Below are 19553 nucleotides of genomic sequence, written 5' to 3'. Positions count from 1 at the left end.
AGTTAATTGGAAGGTAAGTTAGATGAAATTCCCCAAATATTTGTTAATAGCTACAGCTTTAATTCCATTGACCTTATCTGCCCCATCGAGGGCAGATACTCCTACCATCACCTATTCACAAGGGAAATATAAAACCCAAGCTCCTAATTGGTCACGCATCACTTGGGGGAATCTCCCACCTGTTCAAGAATCAGGATATCTGACCATTCCAAACAACTTAATCTCAGTATTTGGCTATGACCCGTCGCGGTCGTGGTCAGCAGGTCAAAAGGTAGATTCTGTGGTGATGCTGGGTGATACTGATGATGCCTTTGGAATGTCTAATTTTAGCCTAGAATCTATCAATCTCCTCATCCCAACAACGAACAAACTCACATTAAAAGATTTTGGACTAATGCAATGGCAAACGCCAAAAACATTAGTTAAGGCAATACCTAGTTTAGGCAATCTGACTTTAAAGCAAGTTCCTCCGTTAGCGGCTTTGTTTTCTCAAAATGGGGGAGTTGGCAATGGTAGAATTTCCCAAGTTGTAAGCTTAAATCCCCAAATTGCAAATCTACCTTTGGGTAAGCTTGATCTAAGCAAGTATTCGATTGATTCAATTCCTGGACTGACGAAAACTCAATTGGGGCAGTTCCAATCATGGCAGCAAAGTTACATCAATCAAGTTCCTGGACTCAACAAAGTACCCTTCGATAAGATGCCCCAGCCGATAAACTCTGGTGTTGGTGTTGTGGGTGTTGCTTCTGTCGTACTTGGTACATCCGAAAAAGGTGATGGAAAAGTTGGAAATAATTATTTTATCTCTGGCAGTGTTGTCAGGGGCGACCAAACTTTACCAGTAGCTTGTTCTCCAGGTCAAGAATGCTCATACATGGAGTTAGGCGACTTTGCGGCTTCTGAAGGGGGACTATACGGAAAGCGCTGGGTATCTGGTTCATCACAGCAGGTTAAAGGTGGCTATGGCTTTCTTGCTGCTGTCAACGGTGGTTTTGAGCCGACAGGAAGGCTGGTATATGGTAGTGGATTTAAAGTAGCGCTAACTGGAGTCAGTGAATCCCTTGGAACCGCAGACTTTGGTTTATTCTTTAGAATTTGTGCGCGTCCCCCTTTTATGCAAAAAACTTGTACGCCCTATTTTATTGGGCCAGTTCCCTGGATACCTGTAAGTGAAAATGACTTGGTGATTGTGGGGGTAGGTCGATGAAAGTCACAGGAACGACTTCTCAATCCGTTAACCCAAATCAATTACTGCCATCAGGGATTGAATCGGTGTTGATTTCGCCAGCCGGAGTAGGATTAGTCGCCTGTGGTGCAGTGATTGTGGTAGCCAAATATATTGATGCTTTAGGAGGAAAGTCTAAACTAGCCACTGCAAGATGGGGGGGAACAAGAGAGAAAAAAGCAGCCCGGAAACTAGCGTGTAAACAAATCAATAGCCGCAAACATAACCAAGTATCGTTATATGTTGGCACTCCCAAGAATACAAAAACTGAAATTGTCAATGGCATTAGAAAAACCCAAATTCCTCTTGATGCCAAAACCCTTTACTTTCCAGAAGCACAACGGGGAATTTTAGTTTGTGGTGGACCAGGGAGCGGAAAGTCATTTTCAATGATTAATCCGATGATTCGTTCGGCAATAGATCAGGGATTCCCCTTGGTACTTTATGATTTTAAGTACAGTGAGCAAGAATCAGCTACATCTACATCTAAGGGACAAGCCCCAATACTGGCAGGATATGCGTTGGAGCGAGGTTATCAAGTTACTGTATTAGCTCCAGGTTTTGCAGAATCTGCGGTCGCCAACCCCATAGACTTTCTTCGTAATAATGAAGACTCAGAAATGGCGCGACAGTTGGCGATTACACTCAACCGCAACTTTCAACTTGGAGAAAAGAATTCTGGAAATAACTTCTTTACCAATGCTGGAGATCAGTTGGTGCAAGCTGTTTTTATGCTGGCGAAAGGAACTCCTTACCCAGATATAATGATGTGCCAAGCAATCCTGGGGTTGCCAAAGTTAGTTAAGCGTATGGAGCAAGCAGAAAATCTGAATTTCATGGTCAGAGAGGCTTTCGCACAGTTTGTATCTGTTGCAGGGTCGCCAGAAACAGCAGCTAGTATTGTCGGTACAGCTAGCGGATTGTTCAGCCGTTTTATGGTTCCCTCTGCCCTCGCTGCTTTCTGCGGTCAGACTAACATTCCATTGGATTTGAAGGGGCGGCAGATGGTGATTTTCGGGATGAATAAAGAGAAGCGTGATGTGATTGCGCCTCTGCTAGTCTCAATTCTACATCTATTAGTGAGCCGGAATGTAGCTAACAAACGTACTTGTCCAATTGTTTTAGGGATTGACGAATTACCCACATTATATTTACCAGCACTTGTTGATTGGCTGAATCAGAACCGCGAGGATGGACTAATTTCTATCTTAGGTTTACAAAATCTCTCAATGCTGATTGAATCTTATGGTGAAAACACAACTAATGCAATATTTGGTGGTTGTGCGACCAAAGCATTCTTTAACCCCCAAGATGATGTCGCCGCCGAACGATTTAGTAAATTTTTGGGTGAGGAAGAAATTAAATACAAGCAACGTTCTCGCTCATCAGGAGGCAAGGGTGGTGCAAGCATTTCTAATTCTGACCAAAACAGTACTCGCAAGTTATTTGATGTCAATCAATTTAACACCTTACCATCGGGAAAAGCAGTAATTATTAGTCCCGGTTTCCGTTCTCGTGGTCAAATAAGTTTGCCAATATTGCAATCAATTAAAATTCCTCAACATGAAATCAAATCGGAAGCTGACAGTGTAAAAGCTTGGTACGAGTTTCAAAAGTTTTTATCTAAAAAGTCTACTCTCTTAACTCCAGCAGATGAAGAGATGAGAATTCGTCGAGCAGAGGCATTAAAATTGTTGCCTTTAATAGAAACTCAAGAGCAGCTATCAGAATATGCAAGTCTGATTTAAATGAAAATTGTCTGGGATAAAATTGAAGTCAAAAATACTTAGGATAAAATTCATGTCACCAAGTAAGTTTTACCCGTTCTCTGATTATGATAGAAAACAAATTGCTAAACTTCCTTCTGATATAGCAGCCCTAGCAGATAAATATCCGAGCGAGATTTTAAACACTGCTGATAGTTGGGATAACTTGCCTTTTGATGCTAACTATCTTCCTGAGTGTATTGAAGTCTATAGTGGCGATGCAGATAATGCCAATATTTTTGTATTAAATGGTGTGATGAAAGATTATATCCCAGCTCCTGCTGAAAAAAATACATCATCGATAACAGTGATGATTGATGGAGAATTTGCTTACATTGAAGTTGAAGGGAGACAGGTTCTTAATAAACTAGGTGGAATAGTTTTGCCAGAAGTAGCTATTAATCCTGAACTGTTAATTCAGTCAATTCTCAAAGGCGAAAATAATGATTGATGATGGCGAAGCTAAAGAGATTAAGCAAGATTATCTAGAAATTTTAGAATCTCTCCTCAAACTCATCCATGCGAAAGCTAAAGAAAAAGGATTAGATCCCAGCAAGGATGTTCATATTTACTCTAGCTCTAGCAAAGTTTATCAAGGAACATTGGGAGAATCCCCCTCTAAAAACTTATTAACACCAACGATAGTAAAGAACTTAAAAAAAGCTCTGTCTGACCCGAAAAATTCTCAAGGTGCAATTTCTATTAGAATTGGTAATGAAAAAGTATTCCATATTAAAAATGGAGAAGTACTGACTGACAAATTAGGTTTAGCTCCGGCATCACAGAAAAATAAAGTTGTAAGTAATGAGCGAATCTACAGTGTAGAAGCTTTAGGAAAACAAGTGCAAGTATTGCAGAAAAAACTAAGCGAACAACAAAAACTTGTAGATAGTATCAAATCAGAACAGCTTTCACCCGAATCTTTATCACAACTAGCTGCTCAAGTTGCCGAAATGAGTAAATCTTTGGAGAAGCAGCAACAGTTGATTGAAAACACCCAAAAAGCATTGTCACAGGTAAATGAACGGTTTTTACCACAAGTTCAAAATACGGTTCTTCAAAATTGGGTGGGTACGGTTGAGAACAAGGTAAAACAAACTGCCAAGAATGTTTTTGAGCGGATTAAAGATGTGCTGACACCCGAAGTAACGAAGCTCAGAAAGGAAATTACTTCACTTAAATCTCAAATTAATGAACAAATTACTAGCTTCAAGGATGAAGTTAAATATCAGACTGACAGTGTAAGAAATCAACTCAATCAACAAGTTGGTAACTTAACTCAAGAGATACGTACACAGGTAGACGGTGTTAAAAACACGGTTGGTCAAAGCCTTATGGGTGTCAAGTCAGGTATTGACAATACTCGAACTGAACTACGGGCTGCTGTTGAGGATGTCAAAGGTCAGGCAATTGAGCAAAGTGTCAAAGCGCTGCTGAATATCTTGGGCAAAGATAACTCTGATGGTTCTAAAAGTTTTAAAAGTAGAAGTTTTGATTTTGAACGCCTTGGCGATAATGTAATCGTTCGTGCCAAAAACGGCGAGGCTGTTCTTACTGATGGAGTTTTATCACCTAACGTAAATGAGCAACAGTTACAGGCACTTGATAAAGTTCAATCTGTTGTTGATATGCATCATCAAATTCAGCAGGATTTTCAACAAGAATCACAATTTAGAAATATGCACAGGTAAGCCCGCATTTCTCATAAGCTTGAGGGGATATTGGGCAGAGGGGCAGAGGGGATTGAACTTGGCACATTGAACTTTCCTCTGCCCCCTATCTCAAGAGCCTCCCTGTTCCATGATCAAAGGGGAGCGTAAAAATGATACTAATCCTAATCATTGGTTTGTTGTTTGCACTGGGTGGAATAATTTTTCTAGCTTGGCTGTTTGTATTATTTCCACCTTCAATGCCAAAGTCAAAGTATCGCTCCCAAAGTTTTAAGCAATCGCCATTACCACCTAAGAGTACAAAATCGTCTGATATTTCATCTCAAAATTTTGTACGACAAAGCCCAGCACCAACGCAAAAGACTTTCTTAGCTAAAAACTTTAAGAAGCCTGGACGACAAAGCCCAGAACCAACGCAAAAGACTTTCTTAGCTAAAAACTTTAAGAAGCCTGGACGACAAAGCTCAGTACCAACCCAAAAGGCTTTCTTAGCTAAAAATTTTAAGAAGCAATTACTACCAAGCCCAGCGCGAACACTAAGGGTTAGATTACCTAAAAATCTTAAAAAACACTTGAATAATATTGAGTATGCTAGTCAAGTATTACTTGAGCTTCGTAGCATAACTCAATTAGCCAAATTGCCAGTAGTAATCGCTACGCTACGCAGGATATCGCCTTACGTTTTTGAAGAATTGGTACTCACTTGCTGCTTTGAACAGGGCTGGCAAATCCAACGCAACTTTCGGTACACCGGTGACGGCGGGATAGATGGTCGAGTGTTGATTTTGGGAAAGCTTTATGTAATCCAGGTTAAGCGTTACGCTGATTACATTAGTCCAGAACACATCAAAGATTTCCTGTCCTGTATTGAAAGTGAAAGAGCTAGTGGTGGATTCTTCGTGCATACTGGCATAACTGGACAGTTATCAAAACAGTTGATTCGTCGCTCCGACAAAATAATCTTAGTGAGCGGTCAGAAACTGGTAAATTTTGTTTTAGGTAAGCAGTTGAAGATAATAGGGATAACAATACCAGTTAAATCAGTGAACAATTATCAGTGAATAGTGAACAAATAACCCATCAATTCATTGATGCAAATATCTGATAACTGTTGAAGAAGGCAGAGGGTAGAGGGCAGAGGGCAGAAGGTTCAATTTAGAAGGGGATTCAAACCAGGGCAAACGCATCTAAAGTATAAGAATCCTTTAATAGCAAGGGTTTTGGCGTTTTTTAATTTAGCCTATTTTTTCATCAAGATCCTTGCCCAGCAAGGGTTTCAGAAATCCCGTGCGTTCGCCCTGGGATTCAAACCCCTCCTAAATTGAGGCCACAAAACAAGAAAATTTGGTGGGGGTCTTAAACCCTTGTTCCCAACTCTTGGAGACGCTGCGCGAACGGTCACGAACAGAGGACACGAGTCAGAATTCCCTTCTGCCTTCTGACTTGAAAATACTCCTTCGATGCGTATCTATATAGATCCGTCTCACATCACATTTTCATGCAAGGCTTTGAAACTTGTTTCATCGGAACTGCCCTCTGCCTTTCCCGATAACTGATAACTTAGCGTCGAAATCGGAGATGTTCACCGTTGTCATCTGGCGATGGCGAATTAATTCTCAATCTTTCCATAATCGATGGTTTGTCATCTCTAATCAGCTGCCTAACGATATTCATTTTCTGCTCAAAACTCAAAGCTTTGGCATCAGTTGTAACACTCGTGAATAACTCGCTGACTTTTTTTCCTGTTACCTTTTCACCTTTAACATACTTACCTACTTCCATAACTACCTCTGCCAGTTGTTCACGAGCTAAACCTTGAATCATCTTTTTGAGGTGCAATTTAACTGACTCTTTTGATAATTCAGTTTCTACTTCTATATTTGTTGTGAGCCTTAAAGAGAGGGGCTGAACATTTTCTTCTTCATGATTTTGATGATGTTCCAAGTTTTCAATCAATTCAAGCACTTTTTGTAAGGCAGTAGTAAATTCGGTAAGAGTTTGAGATTGACTCATCCCTAGCAATTCTTTCAGTTTTGAGAGCGCTGATACAGTCTTATAACTTGCAACAGTTTCTTGAGCAACGTAGTCAGAAATAGCGTTAAGAACTAAGTGTTCTGAAGTTCGAGTTTTTTGGGTCAAATACCCTATTAATTCATTGTCTAGTAGTTGCTGAAACTGGTTGAATCTGGTTTTTCCTCCTTTTAGTTGCTGGCTGAATTGAGAGAGTTGTTTTATTAGTTGTGGTAAGGGTTCAGTAATGATGGACTCAACTAATGACTGTTCTATACTTTGAGCAATTGATAAGATAGTTCTTTGTGATGAAAGTTGTTGTTCAATTTGAGTAATAGCTGCTTCTAAGCCGTTGAATCTGGTTTTTCCTCCTTTTAGCTGCTGATGATATTGAGAGAATTGTTTTATTAGTTGCGGTAAAGTTTCAGTGAGGGCAGACTCAACAGCCGAGTATTCGATATTTTCAATAATTGGATCTATAATTCTTTGCGAATCAAGTCGTTGTTCAATTTGAGTAATAGCTGTTTCTAAGTTTTCAAACTTAGTTCTTGTTCCCTTTAGCTGTTGGCAAGTTTGAGAGAATTGTTTTATTAATTGTGGTAAAGTTCCAGTGAGGGCAGATTCAACAGCCGAGTATTCGATATTTTCAATAATTGGATCTACAGTTTTTTGTGAATCAAGCCGTTGTTGAATTTGAGTAATAGCTACTCCTAAGCCATCAAAGGTGGTTCTTCCCTTATGCTGCTGGCAAGTTTGAGAGAGTTGTTTTATTAGTTGTGGTAACGTTTCAGTAATAATAGATTCAACTAATGACTGTTCTATATTTTGAGCAATTACGTCTACAGCCCTTTGTGAAGAAAGATATTGTATTTCATGCTCAATTCTTGTAGATATTTTATCAAATGCGGGTTTCAGAGCTTTTTGCTGTTGGCAAGTTTTAGAAAGTTGTTCTATTAGCCGTGGTAAAGTTTCAGCTAGGGCAGACTCAACTAATGACTGTTCTATGTTTTCAACAACTGATAAGACAGTTTTCTTTGTTGAAAGGTGCTGCTCAAATTGAGAAATTGCTGTTTCCAGGTCGTCGAATTTAGTTATTCTTCCTGATATATGCTGGTGATGTTGAGAGAGTTGGTCTATTAGTTGTGGTAACGTTTCACTTAAAGCAGACTCTACAGCCAATTGTTCAATATCCTCAGCAATTATATCGATAGTTTTTTGTAAATCAAGGCGTTGTGATAATGGCTCAATTGCTGTAAATATTTTGTCGAATGTGGCAATACCTTTTTTTAGCTGCTGTCTTAAAGGAGAAAATTGTTTTATTAGTTGCGGTAATATTTCAGTAAGGGCAGAGGAGACAGCCGAGTATTCAACATTTTGAGTAATTGCGTCTATAGCTCTTTGTGATGAAAGTCGTTGCTCAATTTGAGTAATTACTGCTTCTAAATCGTCAAATCTACCTCTGACTCGTTTTTGCTGCTGTCTCAAGGGAGAGAGTTGTTTTATTAACAGTGGTAAAGCAATACTTAGCGTAGATTCAACTAATGACTGCTCAATATTTTCAGCTATTGCCCAAACAGTTTTTTGTGAACTTGAAAGTTCTGACTGTTGAGCAATAGCTGTTCTATGAGCTAATTGCTGACTGCCTTGAGAGAGTTGCTCTAGTAATTCTGGCAACAAAGTTATTAGCGTGGACTCAACTACTGACTGTTCAATAAAGTCAGAGATTACATCCACTGTTCTTTTTGATGAAATTTGTTGCTCAATTGAAGCAATCACTGCTCCAAAGTCATCTAATGTGGTTCTGGCTCCTAAGAAGTGCTGCTGATACCCGTACAGTTGTTCTGTTAATTGTGGTAACGTTTCAACCAAGGCATCATCAACCACTGATTGTTGAATATTCTCAGTAATTGCGTTTAGGAGTTGTTCGGTAGTTGGTCGTTCGGCGTTTCCATTTTGTTCAAAACTGACATCACTTGCTGCGCCGTCAATAATTGCTGAATCTTCTGGGTTAATTTCTCTTGAGAAGTTCGTTGCTCGTTGACCTCGAAGCCGACCATCTGTAGAGCTTGGGTTAATTCTTGCACTAATGGCTCCAAGTTGCTCGATTTCTTGGCATTCAATGTCTCGGCTAACTGCTGTAAGAACTCGCTCAACCTCTGTTGCTGGGCTACCTCTAAGCTCTGAATTTTCTCGGTGAGTTGAGAGTTTTTGATTTCTAACTGCTCGAAATTCTTGTTCAGTTTCCCGTGAGAGGTTAATAATTCCTCTATCTTCTCGGTTAAGAACTGTATCTGGGTTGGGTTGTTGTTGGTTGTCATGGGTTTGTCCTATTGGTTGATTTGGTGAGGTTTGTTGTAAAGAACTTTCTTTAAGCTGAAGTTTGGGTGGTTCTATTGCAGCAACTTTTGAGTGTTGATTGTGCTGTTGCCAGTCCCTTAACTTCATTGCTTCATGGCTCAATTTTTCGTAAGCCAGTGGCCCACTTGCGACTATGAAATCGTCAACACCTTTAGAAGGCCCTGGCAAGCTGACGACCTTGACCCTAGCTCCAGCTTTTTGTAATAATCTTCCAGTTACGGAAATATCTCGCTCAATATTGAGCTTCGTTTCCGGCTTGGTTTCGTAGTCAAAGCAGAATTTGATTTCTCGAGAAGGTGTGGCGAAAACTGCTAACTCTTCATGTAGGTAAGACTTGCCAATTTTCTTGCCAAACTCATCTTTGGGAGTTCGGTATCCCGCCGAAATCCCAGGTAGCCCAATGGCAGCATGACCCTGACTCAACAGATTAGCTGCTTTTTTAGCTCCTTCTGCGATCGCACACGGGATATTATGTTTCCAAACACAGTACCAAAATCCTGATTGGCGATCGCTATCACTGGGGTTCACCTTGTGTTTGGAGTAAATGCGTTCGGCAATATCGTCAGGGACATCTAGCAAGAAGATACTTAATTCAACTTTTGGGGGATGCTCATATTTAATGAATTTCCCTTCAATTATTTGCCCAGACTCATCTTTTTTGGGTCTTGGTTGATTTGGCTTGTAGCATCCCCATCGTTTAATCGGCGGTTTCTCACCTGGCTTTAAGTCAGCAAATGTTCGCGCATCAACTCCAGCATCACACCACCATCCACCAGCATCAAGATGAGAATATGCCCTTATAAAACCATCTGTTAGCCGTCCTGTATTTGTTCGATTCAGCTTTTCGCTGACCATGAGCCGTTCCCAGGCTTCATGCTCACCACCTGCATAGTTAAACTGAAGACTCTCAAAGTTCAACGCTGTAATATTGGGATGAATAGCACTTGATTCAAACTCTTGCCAGTGCTTTGGTTCAATAAAATTAGGTATTTTTTCAGTCTGATTGGGTGTCCAGAATGGTTCTGTTGGTACAGCAGTCTTTAATACTGGTTTTTCAAAAACAGGAGACTTTCTATCATCTCTATGTTTCTCTTTGAGAGTGGGTTTGGCTACAGTTTCTAAACTCGTCGTAACTAATGGGGCTGTCCGACTAACTGGCTGACTAACTGATAAGGAGACTTGTTCAGTGATTGGTGGTTGAGCTTTCAGTACAGGCTCTGCTATTGCAACTTCAAGTTTTACTATTGGCTGATTAGCTCTTGGACTGACCGAGGCAGTTATCGCTTCTGATTGTGATTTTTGCTGTAGTTCCACTTTTAAGGAATTCATCAGCAATTCTAAGGCGTTATCTTTGGCTTTAGAAGAATGGGCAAGCTCTAGTAACTCTGATTTGTCTTTAGTATAAAGTTTGACGTTATGCCTAGCTCGGCTAATTGCCACATAAAAACTTTCTTGTCCAATGGTGTAATCTGCTGCAATCAACGCTAAATCAGTAGTTTTACCTTGGCTGCTGTAGATTGTGCTGACTAACGCATAGTCTAAGTTTTGCGCCTGTTTGAGGTTGATAGTCTCAGTAATTTTGGTGTCTTTGTACTCAATTTGGGCAGAGTCTCCCTCAATCGCCGTGACTATAAACTCCTGCCCATTTCGCCTTTGTAATTGGCGGTCATTTTTCTTCCATTGCAAGCGATCGCCAACGGCAATCTCAATTTCATCACACTGGTAAACCGCTTTGTCAAAATTGGTATCTACTTCTAAATGTGTCCCAGCAGAAGTTCTTAATGTTAGTCGGTCAAGATCCTTGCTGACAACTTCATAGATTTGACCTTTCTCTAAACCCCGGCGCTTATAGTTGCGCGTCGGCATCACCACATCACCCAGTTCAAAGTTATGGGTGTAGCGCATCTGAACTAAAGTGAGATTTTTTGCTTGTAACTGGCTGATGTTTGCAGTTGCCCCTAAACTTCCTTCCTCTTTTAACTTGCCTCGAATTGCTTGGGTAAGTGCCAATTTTTCAACATTTGTGCCAGCAAGTACTAGCGTTCTTGCTCGTTGTTCTTTCGCTAATGCTATATAGTCAGCAGCAATTGTCTCTAATTTCGTATCAGGTGATACCTCTAAAATACTCCCAATTGTCTCTAACTGCTTAAATCCCGCTTCTACTCTCCCGTCTGCCAAAAGGTCTACTGCGATCTTTAACTCTGGGTTTCGCTGCCTGTTCGACTGTGTTAAGTGCGCGGTCTGAATGCCAGCTTGTTGCAGAGATTTGAACGGGTTTCCCGCTTCTACAGCTGATAATTGCTTGGTGTCCCCTACGAGTAATAGTCTTGCTCCAAGAAGTGTAGCTCTCTCTAATAGGGCATGAGCATCTTTAGCACTAAGTAAACCTGCCTCATCTACAATCCAAATCTGGTTTGCTTCTACAACTTGAGCTGGTTCTCCTACCAATAAGCTGGCTACAGTCTCAGAATGTATGCCTAGTTCCTCACTCAGTACCTTTGCTGCCATTGATGAAGGGGCAAAACCTTTGACTGTATAGCCCTGGGCGAGTGCGATCGCGTTTAATTCTTTGAGGGCAAAAGTCTTACCCGCCCCGGCTACCCCTTGCCAGGCAATGAATTGGTCTGTTGTGGTTGCAGCTAGACTAACTGCTTGCCTCTGCCCAAGGTTTAGTGAGGTTTTCTCTAACTGCCTTTCAATTACTTCCTTTGAGCAGATAGGGTTTACTTTACTTTGTCCTGAATGCATCAATTCAATCGTTGCTAGTTCTCGCTTTACTGCCGCCCATGTTGTGTATTGCAGCTGCATTCCAGGCAGAGCAATTAACTCTTGATGTTGCTTGATTAATGGCTCAATTGCAGTCACATCAGTAAAAAGTCTTTCTCTTAGAATGAATTTCTCTAAATCCTCCTGCTTGAAGGCTACATTCCTCTCACTACAATGTGCGATTGCATTATCTAGAGCATCTTCTAGAGTTTGTTGTGAAAAAGAATCTTGTACAAAACTATTTGGCTCAGAAGGTTGAACAAAACTAATGCCTAGCGCCGCAGCTTTTTCATGCCACAGTGATTTGAGTTCCGATTCTGTTACCTTTTGCTTGCGCTGCCGAGTAGTATCCCAGACTTTTTCGCGTTCTGCCCATGTAGTTGATGCACCCGCCGTCGCAATGATTTGCTGTCGCCGTTTTGAGAACGCCTCCAAATCCTGTTCCTTGAACCCTTTGATCTCAAATTGTCCATGTTGACGCGGCTCGACTTCATACCCCAACTTGATTACTTCTGCTGCCAAATAGCTTTGATATGCCATGCCCAGGAATTTCTTATTGGCGAATATCTCACTATTGACCAAACTCATCCACTTGCCGTAAGCCTCAGTTGTGTTCATGACTAAGCAGTGGGTATGGAAATGGGGGTCTAAGGAGCGACTTTCGATGTGGTCGAACTCTGCAACCACCAAGTTAGCTGTGTTTACTCTGTGACGAGAATCTCCTTGTGTGACTCTAGTTATGGCGTAACGTTGTTCCATCAACGTTAATACTTTTTTTAATGCCTGATGGTGCGCGGCAATTAATCTCTCATCTCCACCTACCAACGCCATTAGGCTCACACTTTTGGGGGCGGAGAATGTACAGTCTAATGCTGCCCTGCGTTCATCGGGCTTCAGTACCTTGGCATTAAGCTGCTCACGACCATTAGGCGATCGCCCCTCGATGACATTTTTAAACGCTTGCTGATTTTCAACTGCTCCTGACAATCCCAACTTCACAGCGCCTTCACCACTCCAGCGAGACTTCGCTTGGTGGTAGTAGTTCTTGATGAAGTAGTTCACCGCCATCTCTGAAGAGACATTCGCAGCTGTTAGCATCGCTCACCTCTGCCATGAGATTTACATAACTTAACTCGACGACTATTGGACAACTCCCAAAAAATATTGAAGTCATTGTTAATCATCGTCATCAAACTCATTTTGGTTTGATGCCGATTGAAAAGTTTTTGGTGAGACAATGACAGCAACAAATTTTTATTCACCAACTCTCATGCACTTAAATATAGCAAATTTCTGTCGAAAACTTTCCGCCAAATTTGGCGTACTGTGCGTCGTGTTTTGCTATTATTCATTTAGTAAAAGAATAATATCATTGTAATAGCATATCCTCCGAAAACGCTTGTATTCTAAGGGATTTTGCCAGAATTACGCCAGAGTTGTGCCATTTTTTTGAGAAGAAAGCACTTGATTATCAATAAAAATAATTTGTTGATAAATACTATTTAAGATTTCAGAGTTATGCTAGAGTTATGCCAGAGTTGTGCCGGATTTATATGAGTTTGAGGCTCTTGGTATCAAATTCCATAAATTTGCCATAATTGCGCTATTAACGAATTATGATTTCATGAAATGGTTGAGTAATTTTTGTTGAAAGTAGATGGCAGATTTAATAATCTCATTCGATCCGGGAGCATCCTTGAGTAGAGTTTTTTTTACTCTAGATTCAAGTAAGCCGGAGTTGCTTTTGATGGAACCCTACACAGCATTAATCCCGAAACAAAGCCTTTTAAGTTATGAGGAGGATGCGATTGGTATATCTTCTCCAGAGAATTCAGCTTGGATTGAATACAATCAGCAATGCTGGGGTGTAGGATTAATTTGTCAGAGGTTTTTTGCAGATTTGAAGTTAGAGCAGCCAAAATTTGAGCTAGCGATTTATAAAACCTTGGCTGTTGTGGGTGCTATAGCCCAAAAGAAGTCGTTAGCCAACGGTGCAAGTATTCGTCTAGGCATCTTGTTTCCTTACGGAGAATACTCGGATCGCAAATTATTTGAGATATCGATTACAGGCGCTCTGCTCAACTTTAAATGGAGGGGTGAAAAACGTTCTTTCAAGCTAGTGGAGTTTGTTTGCCGCCCTGAAGGATTTGGATTGCTCTCAAGAGGACGTACAACTACTCATAACTTGCGTTCGCGCAAAATAGCTGTGGTGATGATTGGCTATCGCAATGCCTCTATTTTGATTATGGATAAGGGTGCGATGACAAGTGGAGTTACAGAAGATTTAGGGTTTCAGAAGTTAGTATCATCAGTACAGCGTCGGGTAGCTGGACAAAAATCTCTGACTCTTGCGGCTGCTATTAGTGCTGCTGGTTCCAAAATAAATCTCAAAGCCTTATTACCTTTAGTTCGAGTCGAAGATGCTTTACTACAAGAATTAGAAATTCAATCAATCAAATCAGCAATCAGTATTGCTCGTGAAGAATATTGGGCAGTGCTTTCAAGTTATTTGCATCGTTATATTCCATCAGATATTGATGAGATGATCTTTGCTGGTGGAACTGCCCATTATTTCAAGAGTGAATTGAATCGATTATTTCCGCGTCCAGAAAAAATTTCTTGTGATGCCTTGGAATATTTAGTACAGCAAGAATTTTTAGCTGAGAAACCTAAATCAGATTTATCCTTTCGCTTAACTGATAACTACGGTTTTTTCTCTTATCTTTGTAAAAATTCTCAACAGGTCGCAAATCATGCCTGAGCAAGTTGATTTCCGTTTTCAGTTCAGTACTTCATCTCCTTATTTGCCCCTCTTAAAATATCTGAGTCCCAAAAATAAAACTCTTGAATTTCCGAGACAAAAGATGATTATCTGGGCAATCGCTGCCTTTTGGCATCCAATAGCTTGTCGGTGGTTAGGAGGGTTCTCAGAATCAGATTTAAAATCAAAGGCAAGAATTTCAATTTACCAACTGCAACAACAAATTATTTATTTAGCTCAAATTTTTAACTTGGAGCAAGAACTGGAGAGCCATCTAATCGTTGCAAACCCTACTGACAAGGTTGATACACATTTGGGTTCTTCACCTACTCACGAGGATGATGATTGTTTACTAGAAAATGCCTTTAACTAGGAATAAAATTATGCCTTATACCAAAGAACTGCTACAACAAACATATTCACTCTCTGTAGAAGACGTTGATGCCACGTTGACAGCAAGTAATTTACCTATTGACCAAGCTGATTACAGTGATGAAGAAATTCAGTCCCGTTTTGATGTGATTCGAGCGTTGATTCAACAGGGTAAAACCTATAAACAAGCGGCAGCACACTTCCAACGACAATCGAAAAAACGTGCTGATAAAACTGAATTTCCACCAATGAACATCCTAGAGATGTTAACTCACATCAAATCAGAGTACGGCATTGAGCTAGAACTAACTGAAGCGATTGAGATTATCAGCGCTTGTGGACTATCTCCAAATCAGAAGGAGTATCGTCAGTTGGAGTGTGAGCGCTTTCTCGAAGCTTGCGACCTAATTAAGGAGCAAAATAAAACATATTTTGATGTAGCTACTCACTTTGGTATAGTTCAACCCCAAGATGAGAGCCAGTTAATTGCTGAGTTTTTTGGTGAAGAAGCATCTGTTTCTGAAGAGGAATTGGTCAATTTAGTGGACAATATTACCCGAAAACGCGCTCAAAATATTCCCGGGCTAGTCAACCAAATGTATCTCAAGAATGTACTCCGCGCACTTTCGGAAAACAAACAGGATATTAAGAATTTTTATTCTGGACTAGAACAACGTATATTGGAGCGCATTGAGGGAAAGTCCCCATTGAAAACTCTAATGGCGAATCACTATCCGATGAAGGATTTTCCGCTTTCTTCGCCCACGCCGATGCTATCGCCCAACGTGTCCGAGAATGGAACGAGTACCGATTAGAACAAGAAATTGCTCACCAGAAACGCACCATTGACATTCAGATTGAGAAAGCATCTAATGCCAAACTCTATTCAAAGCTCAAAAAGTCAAAAGAATGGATCAAAGTTCGTCAAGAACGCTTTGAAAAATTTAAAGAGTTTCTTTTTTGGATCGGTGGTTGGATCGGTTCTGGTCGCTCAGGGATAATTACTTACTCCATTACCATTTCCGCAGTTGCTCTTGGTTCTGTGATGATTGGAATTAATACCCCCAGCACTATCCCTTGTCCTGATAATAAAAGCTACTGTTACCAATTGCGGATTGACAAAAAGCAGGTGATTCTCCCCGAACAAGCAAAGCAATTATTGATAGAGTACGAACGCTCTAAAAATAAACCTCATCGCCACCGTCAGTAATTTTGTAAGCATTGATAGATAAAAACGGGATTACAGCGTAACTCACCTACTTTAATAAGAGGTGTCTTTGTCGAAAGGCAAACTGTCTTCCGGCTCAAAGTTACGCAGGTCTTGTTCCATCTGCTGCCGACGTTGGACGTATGTTCTGTTATCTTCAATCCTTCCTCTCATCTGCCATGCACCAAAATTAATACCCTTTTCTGCGTATTTAGCAGACACTTTGTTGTAATCATCAACCTCGATTTTCTTGCGCCACTCAAGCTGTTCCAAGGCACTTTCACTGATGCCAATTTGACAAGCATATTCTACATATTCAGGTCTGAGAGAACCATCTGGGTTAAATTCCTTTTTTTCTTGTTCAGTGAAGAAATCGTAGGCTGTGTAGATTGGCCACGGCTCTGGATCAGTCTCGTCCAAGTGCTTCCACTCGTCGTATTCTTCTTTCAACGAAAGAGCATAGTCAGTAATTGCTTCGTTACTCATTCCTGTAGACAGCATTTGTTGTCGGGCTTCATCTTTCAAACTTCCATCTGGGTTAAATTCTTCATTATTCATATTTATCCAACGCTTAATCCTTGACATAAAAACCTCTCAAAAATTTAATGGTTCTTCAGTACTTACTATGCCAAATTATTAGCTATATCCGTAAAATAAGATTAAGAATTGCATTAAAATTTTGCTAACCGCATTGCAATCATTGACACATAAGGAATATTTGTTATTAGCTGTAAATACTATCAGATTATTTTTTGGAAGATTTACAGCTATGGTTCATAAAAATGATATAAAAATCCTCACAGAAATTCTTGATTTAGACGACATAAAAGTAATATCACATCGTCTTCATGAGGGGATTGGAATAATTTTACAAACTGAATCGAAAAAACTAGATGCTACTTGTCCTAAGTGTGGCACAAAAAGCCATAATTTACATCAAAATCATCGACATATTGTTAAAGACTTACCCTTTGGAGAGAAGCCAGTATTTTTAGAAATAAATAGGCGACAATTCAAATGTAGAAAATGTCAAAAGCCATTTAGTGAATATCTAGATTTTGTGAGGAAGAAAAGAACTTATACAAAACGGCTTGCACACAAAACCATACAAGAAGTTTTAGAAAATGACATACACAGCGTAGCATCAAAAGGTATCGTTACAACAGAAGAGATAGAACGTATGTTAAAAGATGCATCTGAGGATTTACCCAATTTAAAACCTTTGAATTTAAAAAGACTTGGACTTGATGAGATAGCTCTGATTAAAGGCAAGGGGAATTACTGTGCAGTATTAGTAGATTTAGATACATCTAAACTAATTGCGATTTTAAGCGGTCGCACACAAGAAATAATCAAGAAAACCCTTATGGAATGGGGCACTAAGCTGTTAGAGCAAATAAAAGAGGTAAGTATAGATTTGTGGCGAGGGTATAAAAACCTAGTGTTAGAATTAATGCCGAATGCTCAAGTAGTAGCAGATAGATTTCATGTAATGACACAGATAAATAAAGAATTAGATACACAAAGAAAAAGAGAAAAACGAAATATAGAAGATTTAATTAAGAAAGAAAAATTAGCGGCAAAAAAGATGAATACGAAGATATATTGCTCGCATTAAAAAATAGTAAATATCCCTTACTTAAGAATGAAGATAACTTAAATGAGGAACAAGCTAATAAGCTTATCCAAGTTAAAAATGTATCTCCTGTCTTAAAAGTAATGCATGAACTAAAAGAAAAGATTAGAAAAATTTTTAATAAGACAAATGATTGGTATGCGGGAGTGTTTAAACTAGGTATGTGGTTATCGAGAGCTAAAAAATATTTTCCCAATAGCAACAACACTATTATTCGTTGGTATGATGAAATTATTGCTTACTTTGATAATGGTACAAATAGTGGTATGGTTGAGGGAATTAATAATAAGCTTAAACTGATTAAACGTTCTGGCTATGGATTTAGAAATTTTGAAAACTTTAGAATTAGATGCTTATTAAATTGGCATTTTATTTATTAGTTTGGCATAACAAGTACTGAAGAGCCATAAACATAAGTTTTTTAAGGTATTTACGTATAATCAAAAACTTCACCAAGAAATCACTTATGTGAATTTCAGATACAATTTTGATTTGGGATTGGAATGATCTTCCCAAATTAAGCTAAAGCTGTAAGGCAATTGCAAAATTCAAAATCTGAAGACCAGTGATTTCTCGGTAAAGGTATGTGTAAGTCTAAAGAAATTATTAAGGGAATACCCAAGTAAGATGGGTAGAAATTGGGTAGTTATGCGCTATTTTTACCCAAGCGATTGAGCGATAATTATGTGTATAGAAAGCGCTGGCAAAGATTTTAAGCTGGCATTTAATAAACTGCAATATAAAACAGAGCCCTGGATTTTTACAGGGCTTTTTAAATTGAAAACTCAGTTTTCGAGTTTAAAAAAGTGAATGATGGTTTGATTGTATCTTTTACAAACAAATGAAAGCGAGTTTTAATTAGCTGGATTGGAGTTGAGTACAAGATCAAGTAAAGTACGAGCAGGTTGTGATTTAAATAGTGCAGCTTGGTGGTCACTATAAGCACGAACTAGGCGATTAAGCGTGCTGGCACCAGTTTTGGCTTTTTCAATTTCTTCACCTCTGACAATTTCGCCATCAAGCATCTGCTCAATCACAAGTTTAATATCACCAGCTTCAAGGCGGACTTTTTGTAGCTTTTCTAAAGTGCTAAGTAAGGTTTTGAGTGAATTTAAGATTTCGTCACTATCTAGGGCATTTTCCACTGATTCAGCGATCCCTTGAGTTTGTGTCTCATCTGGAAGTGTCAGTAATTCAGCAGTAGATATTTTAGGTTTTGTCTCAGATTCGCTTGCCATTAATCCTGACTCAAGAAATCTTTCTGAGTGTATCGTTTAATTTAGCTTTTGTTTAGTATGACTTTTAGGGAATAGCAGATTCAGGTATGTTGTAAATTAGCCTCGGCGAAAGAGAGCTTCTAGATAAACCTGGGAAACACGGCGATCTCCATCAGCATTTTGCAACAGAAACAGTGAGATAGCTGCGGTAATAAGGCGATGTTCATCCCAATCAGGATGCTGTTCTAGATAGCTGTTTAAAGACTGATGTAGTGTTTCAGGAAGATTAGTCAAGATGTTTTGGGTTGAGTTCATGGGAGCAAAGCTTCCGAAAAAGCAAATCAATAGGGACAATAAGCCAGAGGTGATGCAGTAGTTGTCCTGTTTCACCCCATTCTTTAGTTGTCAAACCACCTGTGCTAGCAACTGAATAGTTTTATACAGTCGATGTTCAAGATGGAATAGACAGCAAAGGCTAGTCGATTTATTGTGTGCTGACTGGCTCGGTTTGTCAATGTTGCAAAATATTAAACATAAATATAGAAAAAATAAATAATTACGTGAA

At 39.6% G+C, this 19553-nt stretch carries 13 protein-coding genes and 1 pseudogene; 10 read left to right on the top strand and 4 right to left on the bottom strand.

The window, feature by feature from the left end; genetic code table 11:
• Positions 1-22: 22 nt before the first annotated feature.
• The 5 genes from FD724_RS32170 (at position 23) to FD724_RS32150 (ending at position 5722) form a co-directional block, all read left to right on the top strand.
• Complete coding sequence (locus tag FD724_RS32170) at positions 23-1207, top strand: hypothetical protein (protein WP_179075790.1); 1185 nt, start codon at positions 23-25, stop codon at positions 1205-1207.
• On the top strand, positions 1204-2973 hold the full coding sequence (locus FD724_RS32165; protein ID WP_179075789.1) for a type IV secretory system conjugative DNA transfer family protein: 1770 nt from the start codon (positions 1204-1206) through the stop codon (positions 2971-2973). Before FD724_RS32170 ends, FD724_RS32165 begins: the two co-directional genes overlap by 4 nt.
• Positions 2974-3025: 52 nt before the next feature.
• Positions 3026-3442 carry a hypothetical protein gene (locus tag FD724_RS32160; RefSeq protein ID WP_179075788.1) on the top strand — a complete coding sequence of 139 codons (417 nt, stop codon included), beginning with the start codon at positions 3026-3028 and terminating at the stop codon, positions 3440-3442.
• Positions 3435-4682, top strand: a complete 1248-nt coding sequence (locus FD724_RS32155) for a hypothetical protein (protein ID WP_179075787.1) — start codon at positions 3435-3437, stop codon at positions 4680-4682. Before FD724_RS32160 ends, FD724_RS32155 begins: the two co-directional genes overlap by 8 nt.
• 131 nt (positions 4683-4813) lie before the next feature.
• Entirely contained in the window at positions 4814-5722 is a 909-nt protein-coding gene (locus FD724_RS32150) for a restriction endonuclease (RefSeq protein ID WP_179075786.1), read from the top strand.
• 499 nt (positions 5723-6221) lie between these two features.
• Here FD724_RS32150 and mobF read toward each other — a convergent pair whose 3' ends face one another.
• Positions 6222-12893, bottom strand: coding sequence for a MobF family relaxase (gene mobF / locus FD724_RS32145; protein ID WP_256874649.1), 6672 nt, complete (start codon positions 12891-12893; stop codon positions 6222-6224).
• Positions 12894-13452: 559 nt separating this feature from the next.
• Here mobF and FD724_RS32140 point away from each other — a divergent pair.
• The 4 genes from FD724_RS32140 (at position 13453) to FD724_RS41230 (ending at position 16138) form a co-directional block, all read left to right on the top strand.
• A complete protein-coding gene (locus FD724_RS32140) occupies positions 13453-14556 on the top strand; it encodes a ParM/StbA family protein (protein WP_179075785.1) in 1104 nt (367 codons plus the stop codon).
• Positions 14549-14929, top strand: a complete 381-nt coding sequence (locus FD724_RS32135; RefSeq protein WP_179075784.1) for a hypothetical protein — start codon at positions 14549-14551, stop codon at positions 14927-14929. The genes FD724_RS32140 and FD724_RS32135 overlap by 8 nt, the downstream gene beginning before the upstream one ends.
• A 10-nt stretch (positions 14930-14939) precedes the next feature.
• On the top strand, positions 14940-15743 hold the full coding sequence (locus FD724_RS32130) for a hypothetical protein (protein ID WP_179075783.1): 804 nt from the start codon (positions 14940-14942) through the stop codon (positions 15741-15743).
• Positions 15744-15970: 227 nt separating this feature from the next.
• The gene (locus FD724_RS41230) at positions 15971-16138 is read left to right on the top strand and encodes a hypothetical protein (RefSeq protein ID WP_256874648.1); all 168 of its coding nucleotides are present in this window, start codon (positions 15971-15973) and stop codon (positions 16136-16138) included.
• Between the two features lie 51 nt (positions 16139-16189).
• On the opposite strand, the gene FD724_RS32120 is transcribed toward FD724_RS41230, so the two are convergent.
• Positions 16190-16720, bottom strand: a complete 531-nt coding sequence (locus tag FD724_RS32120) for a hypothetical protein (RefSeq protein ID WP_179075782.1) — start codon at positions 16718-16720, stop codon at positions 16190-16192.
• 184 nt (positions 16721-16904) lie between these two features.
• On the opposite strand from FD724_RS32120, the pseudogene FD724_RS32115 reads away from it, so the two are divergent.
• Positions 16905-18151 (top strand): annotated as a pseudogene (locus tag FD724_RS32115) (ISL3 family transposase).
• A 474-nt stretch (positions 18152-18625) separates the two neighbouring features.
• Here FD724_RS32115 and FD724_RS32110 read toward each other — a convergent pair.
• Both FD724_RS32110 and FD724_RS32105 read right to left on the bottom strand, forming a co-directional pair.
• The gene (locus FD724_RS32110; RefSeq protein WP_069074866.1) at positions 18626-19009 is read right to left on the bottom strand and encodes a hypothetical protein; all 384 of its coding nucleotides are present in this window, start codon (positions 19007-19009) and stop codon (positions 18626-18628) included.
• A 96-nt stretch (positions 19010-19105) separates the two neighbouring features.
• Positions 19106-19303, bottom strand: coding sequence for a DUF2811 domain-containing protein (locus FD724_RS32105; protein ID WP_069074080.1), 198 nt, complete (start codon positions 19301-19303; stop codon positions 19106-19108).
• Positions 19304-19553: the final 250 nt, after the last annotated feature.

The organism is Nostoc sp. C057, assembly GCF_013393925.1.
GTDB classification, from domain to species: domain Bacteria; phylum Cyanobacteriota; class Cyanobacteriia; order Cyanobacteriales; family Nostocaceae; genus Nostoc; species Nostoc muscorum_A.
This window is presented reverse-complemented; position numbering and strand designations above follow the sequence as displayed.

Bases quoted from the DNA above. Each gene is read 5' to 3' on its own strand.
- FD724_RS32150 (WP_179075786.1), top strand. From the start codon at position 4,814: ATGATACTAATCCTAATCATTGGTTTGTTGTTTGCACTGGGTGGAATA.
- mobF (WP_256874649.1), bottom strand. From the start codon at position 12,893: ATGCTAACAGCTGCGAATGTCTCTTCAGAGATGGCGGTGAACTACTTC.
- FD724_RS32140 (WP_179075785.1), top strand. From the start codon at position 13,453: ATGGCAGATTTAATAATCTCATTCGATCCGGGAGCATCCTTGAGTAGA.
- FD724_RS32160 (WP_179075788.1), top strand. From the start codon at position 3,026: ATGTCACCAAGTAAGTTTTACCCGTTCTCTGATTATGATAGAAAACAA.
- FD724_RS32170 (WP_179075790.1), top strand. From the start codon at position 23: ATGAAATTCCCCAAATATTTGTTAATAGCTACAGCTTTAATTCCATTG.
- FD724_RS32135 (WP_179075784.1), top strand. From the start codon at position 14,549: ATGCCTGAGCAAGTTGATTTCCGTTTTCAGTTCAGTACTTCATCTCCT.
- FD724_RS32130 (WP_179075783.1), top strand. From the start codon at position 14,940: ATGCCTTATACCAAAGAACTGCTACAACAAACATATTCACTCTCTGTA.
- FD724_RS32105 (WP_069074080.1), bottom strand. From the start codon at position 19,303: ATGAACTCAACCCAAAACATCTTGACTAATCTTCCTGAAACACTACAT.
- FD724_RS32120 (WP_179075782.1), bottom strand. From the start codon at position 16,720: ATGTCAAGGATTAAGCGTTGGATAAATATGAATAATGAAGAATTTAAC.
- FD724_RS32165 (WP_179075789.1), top strand. From the start codon at position 1,204: ATGAAAGTCACAGGAACGACTTCTCAATCCGTTAACCCAAATCAATTA.
- FD724_RS32110 (WP_069074866.1), bottom strand. From the start codon at position 19,009: ATGGCAAGCGAATCTGAGACAAAACCTAAAATATCTACTGCTGAATTA.
- FD724_RS32155 (WP_179075787.1), top strand. From the start codon at position 3,435: ATGATTGATGATGGCGAAGCTAAAGAGATTAAGCAAGATTATCTAGAA.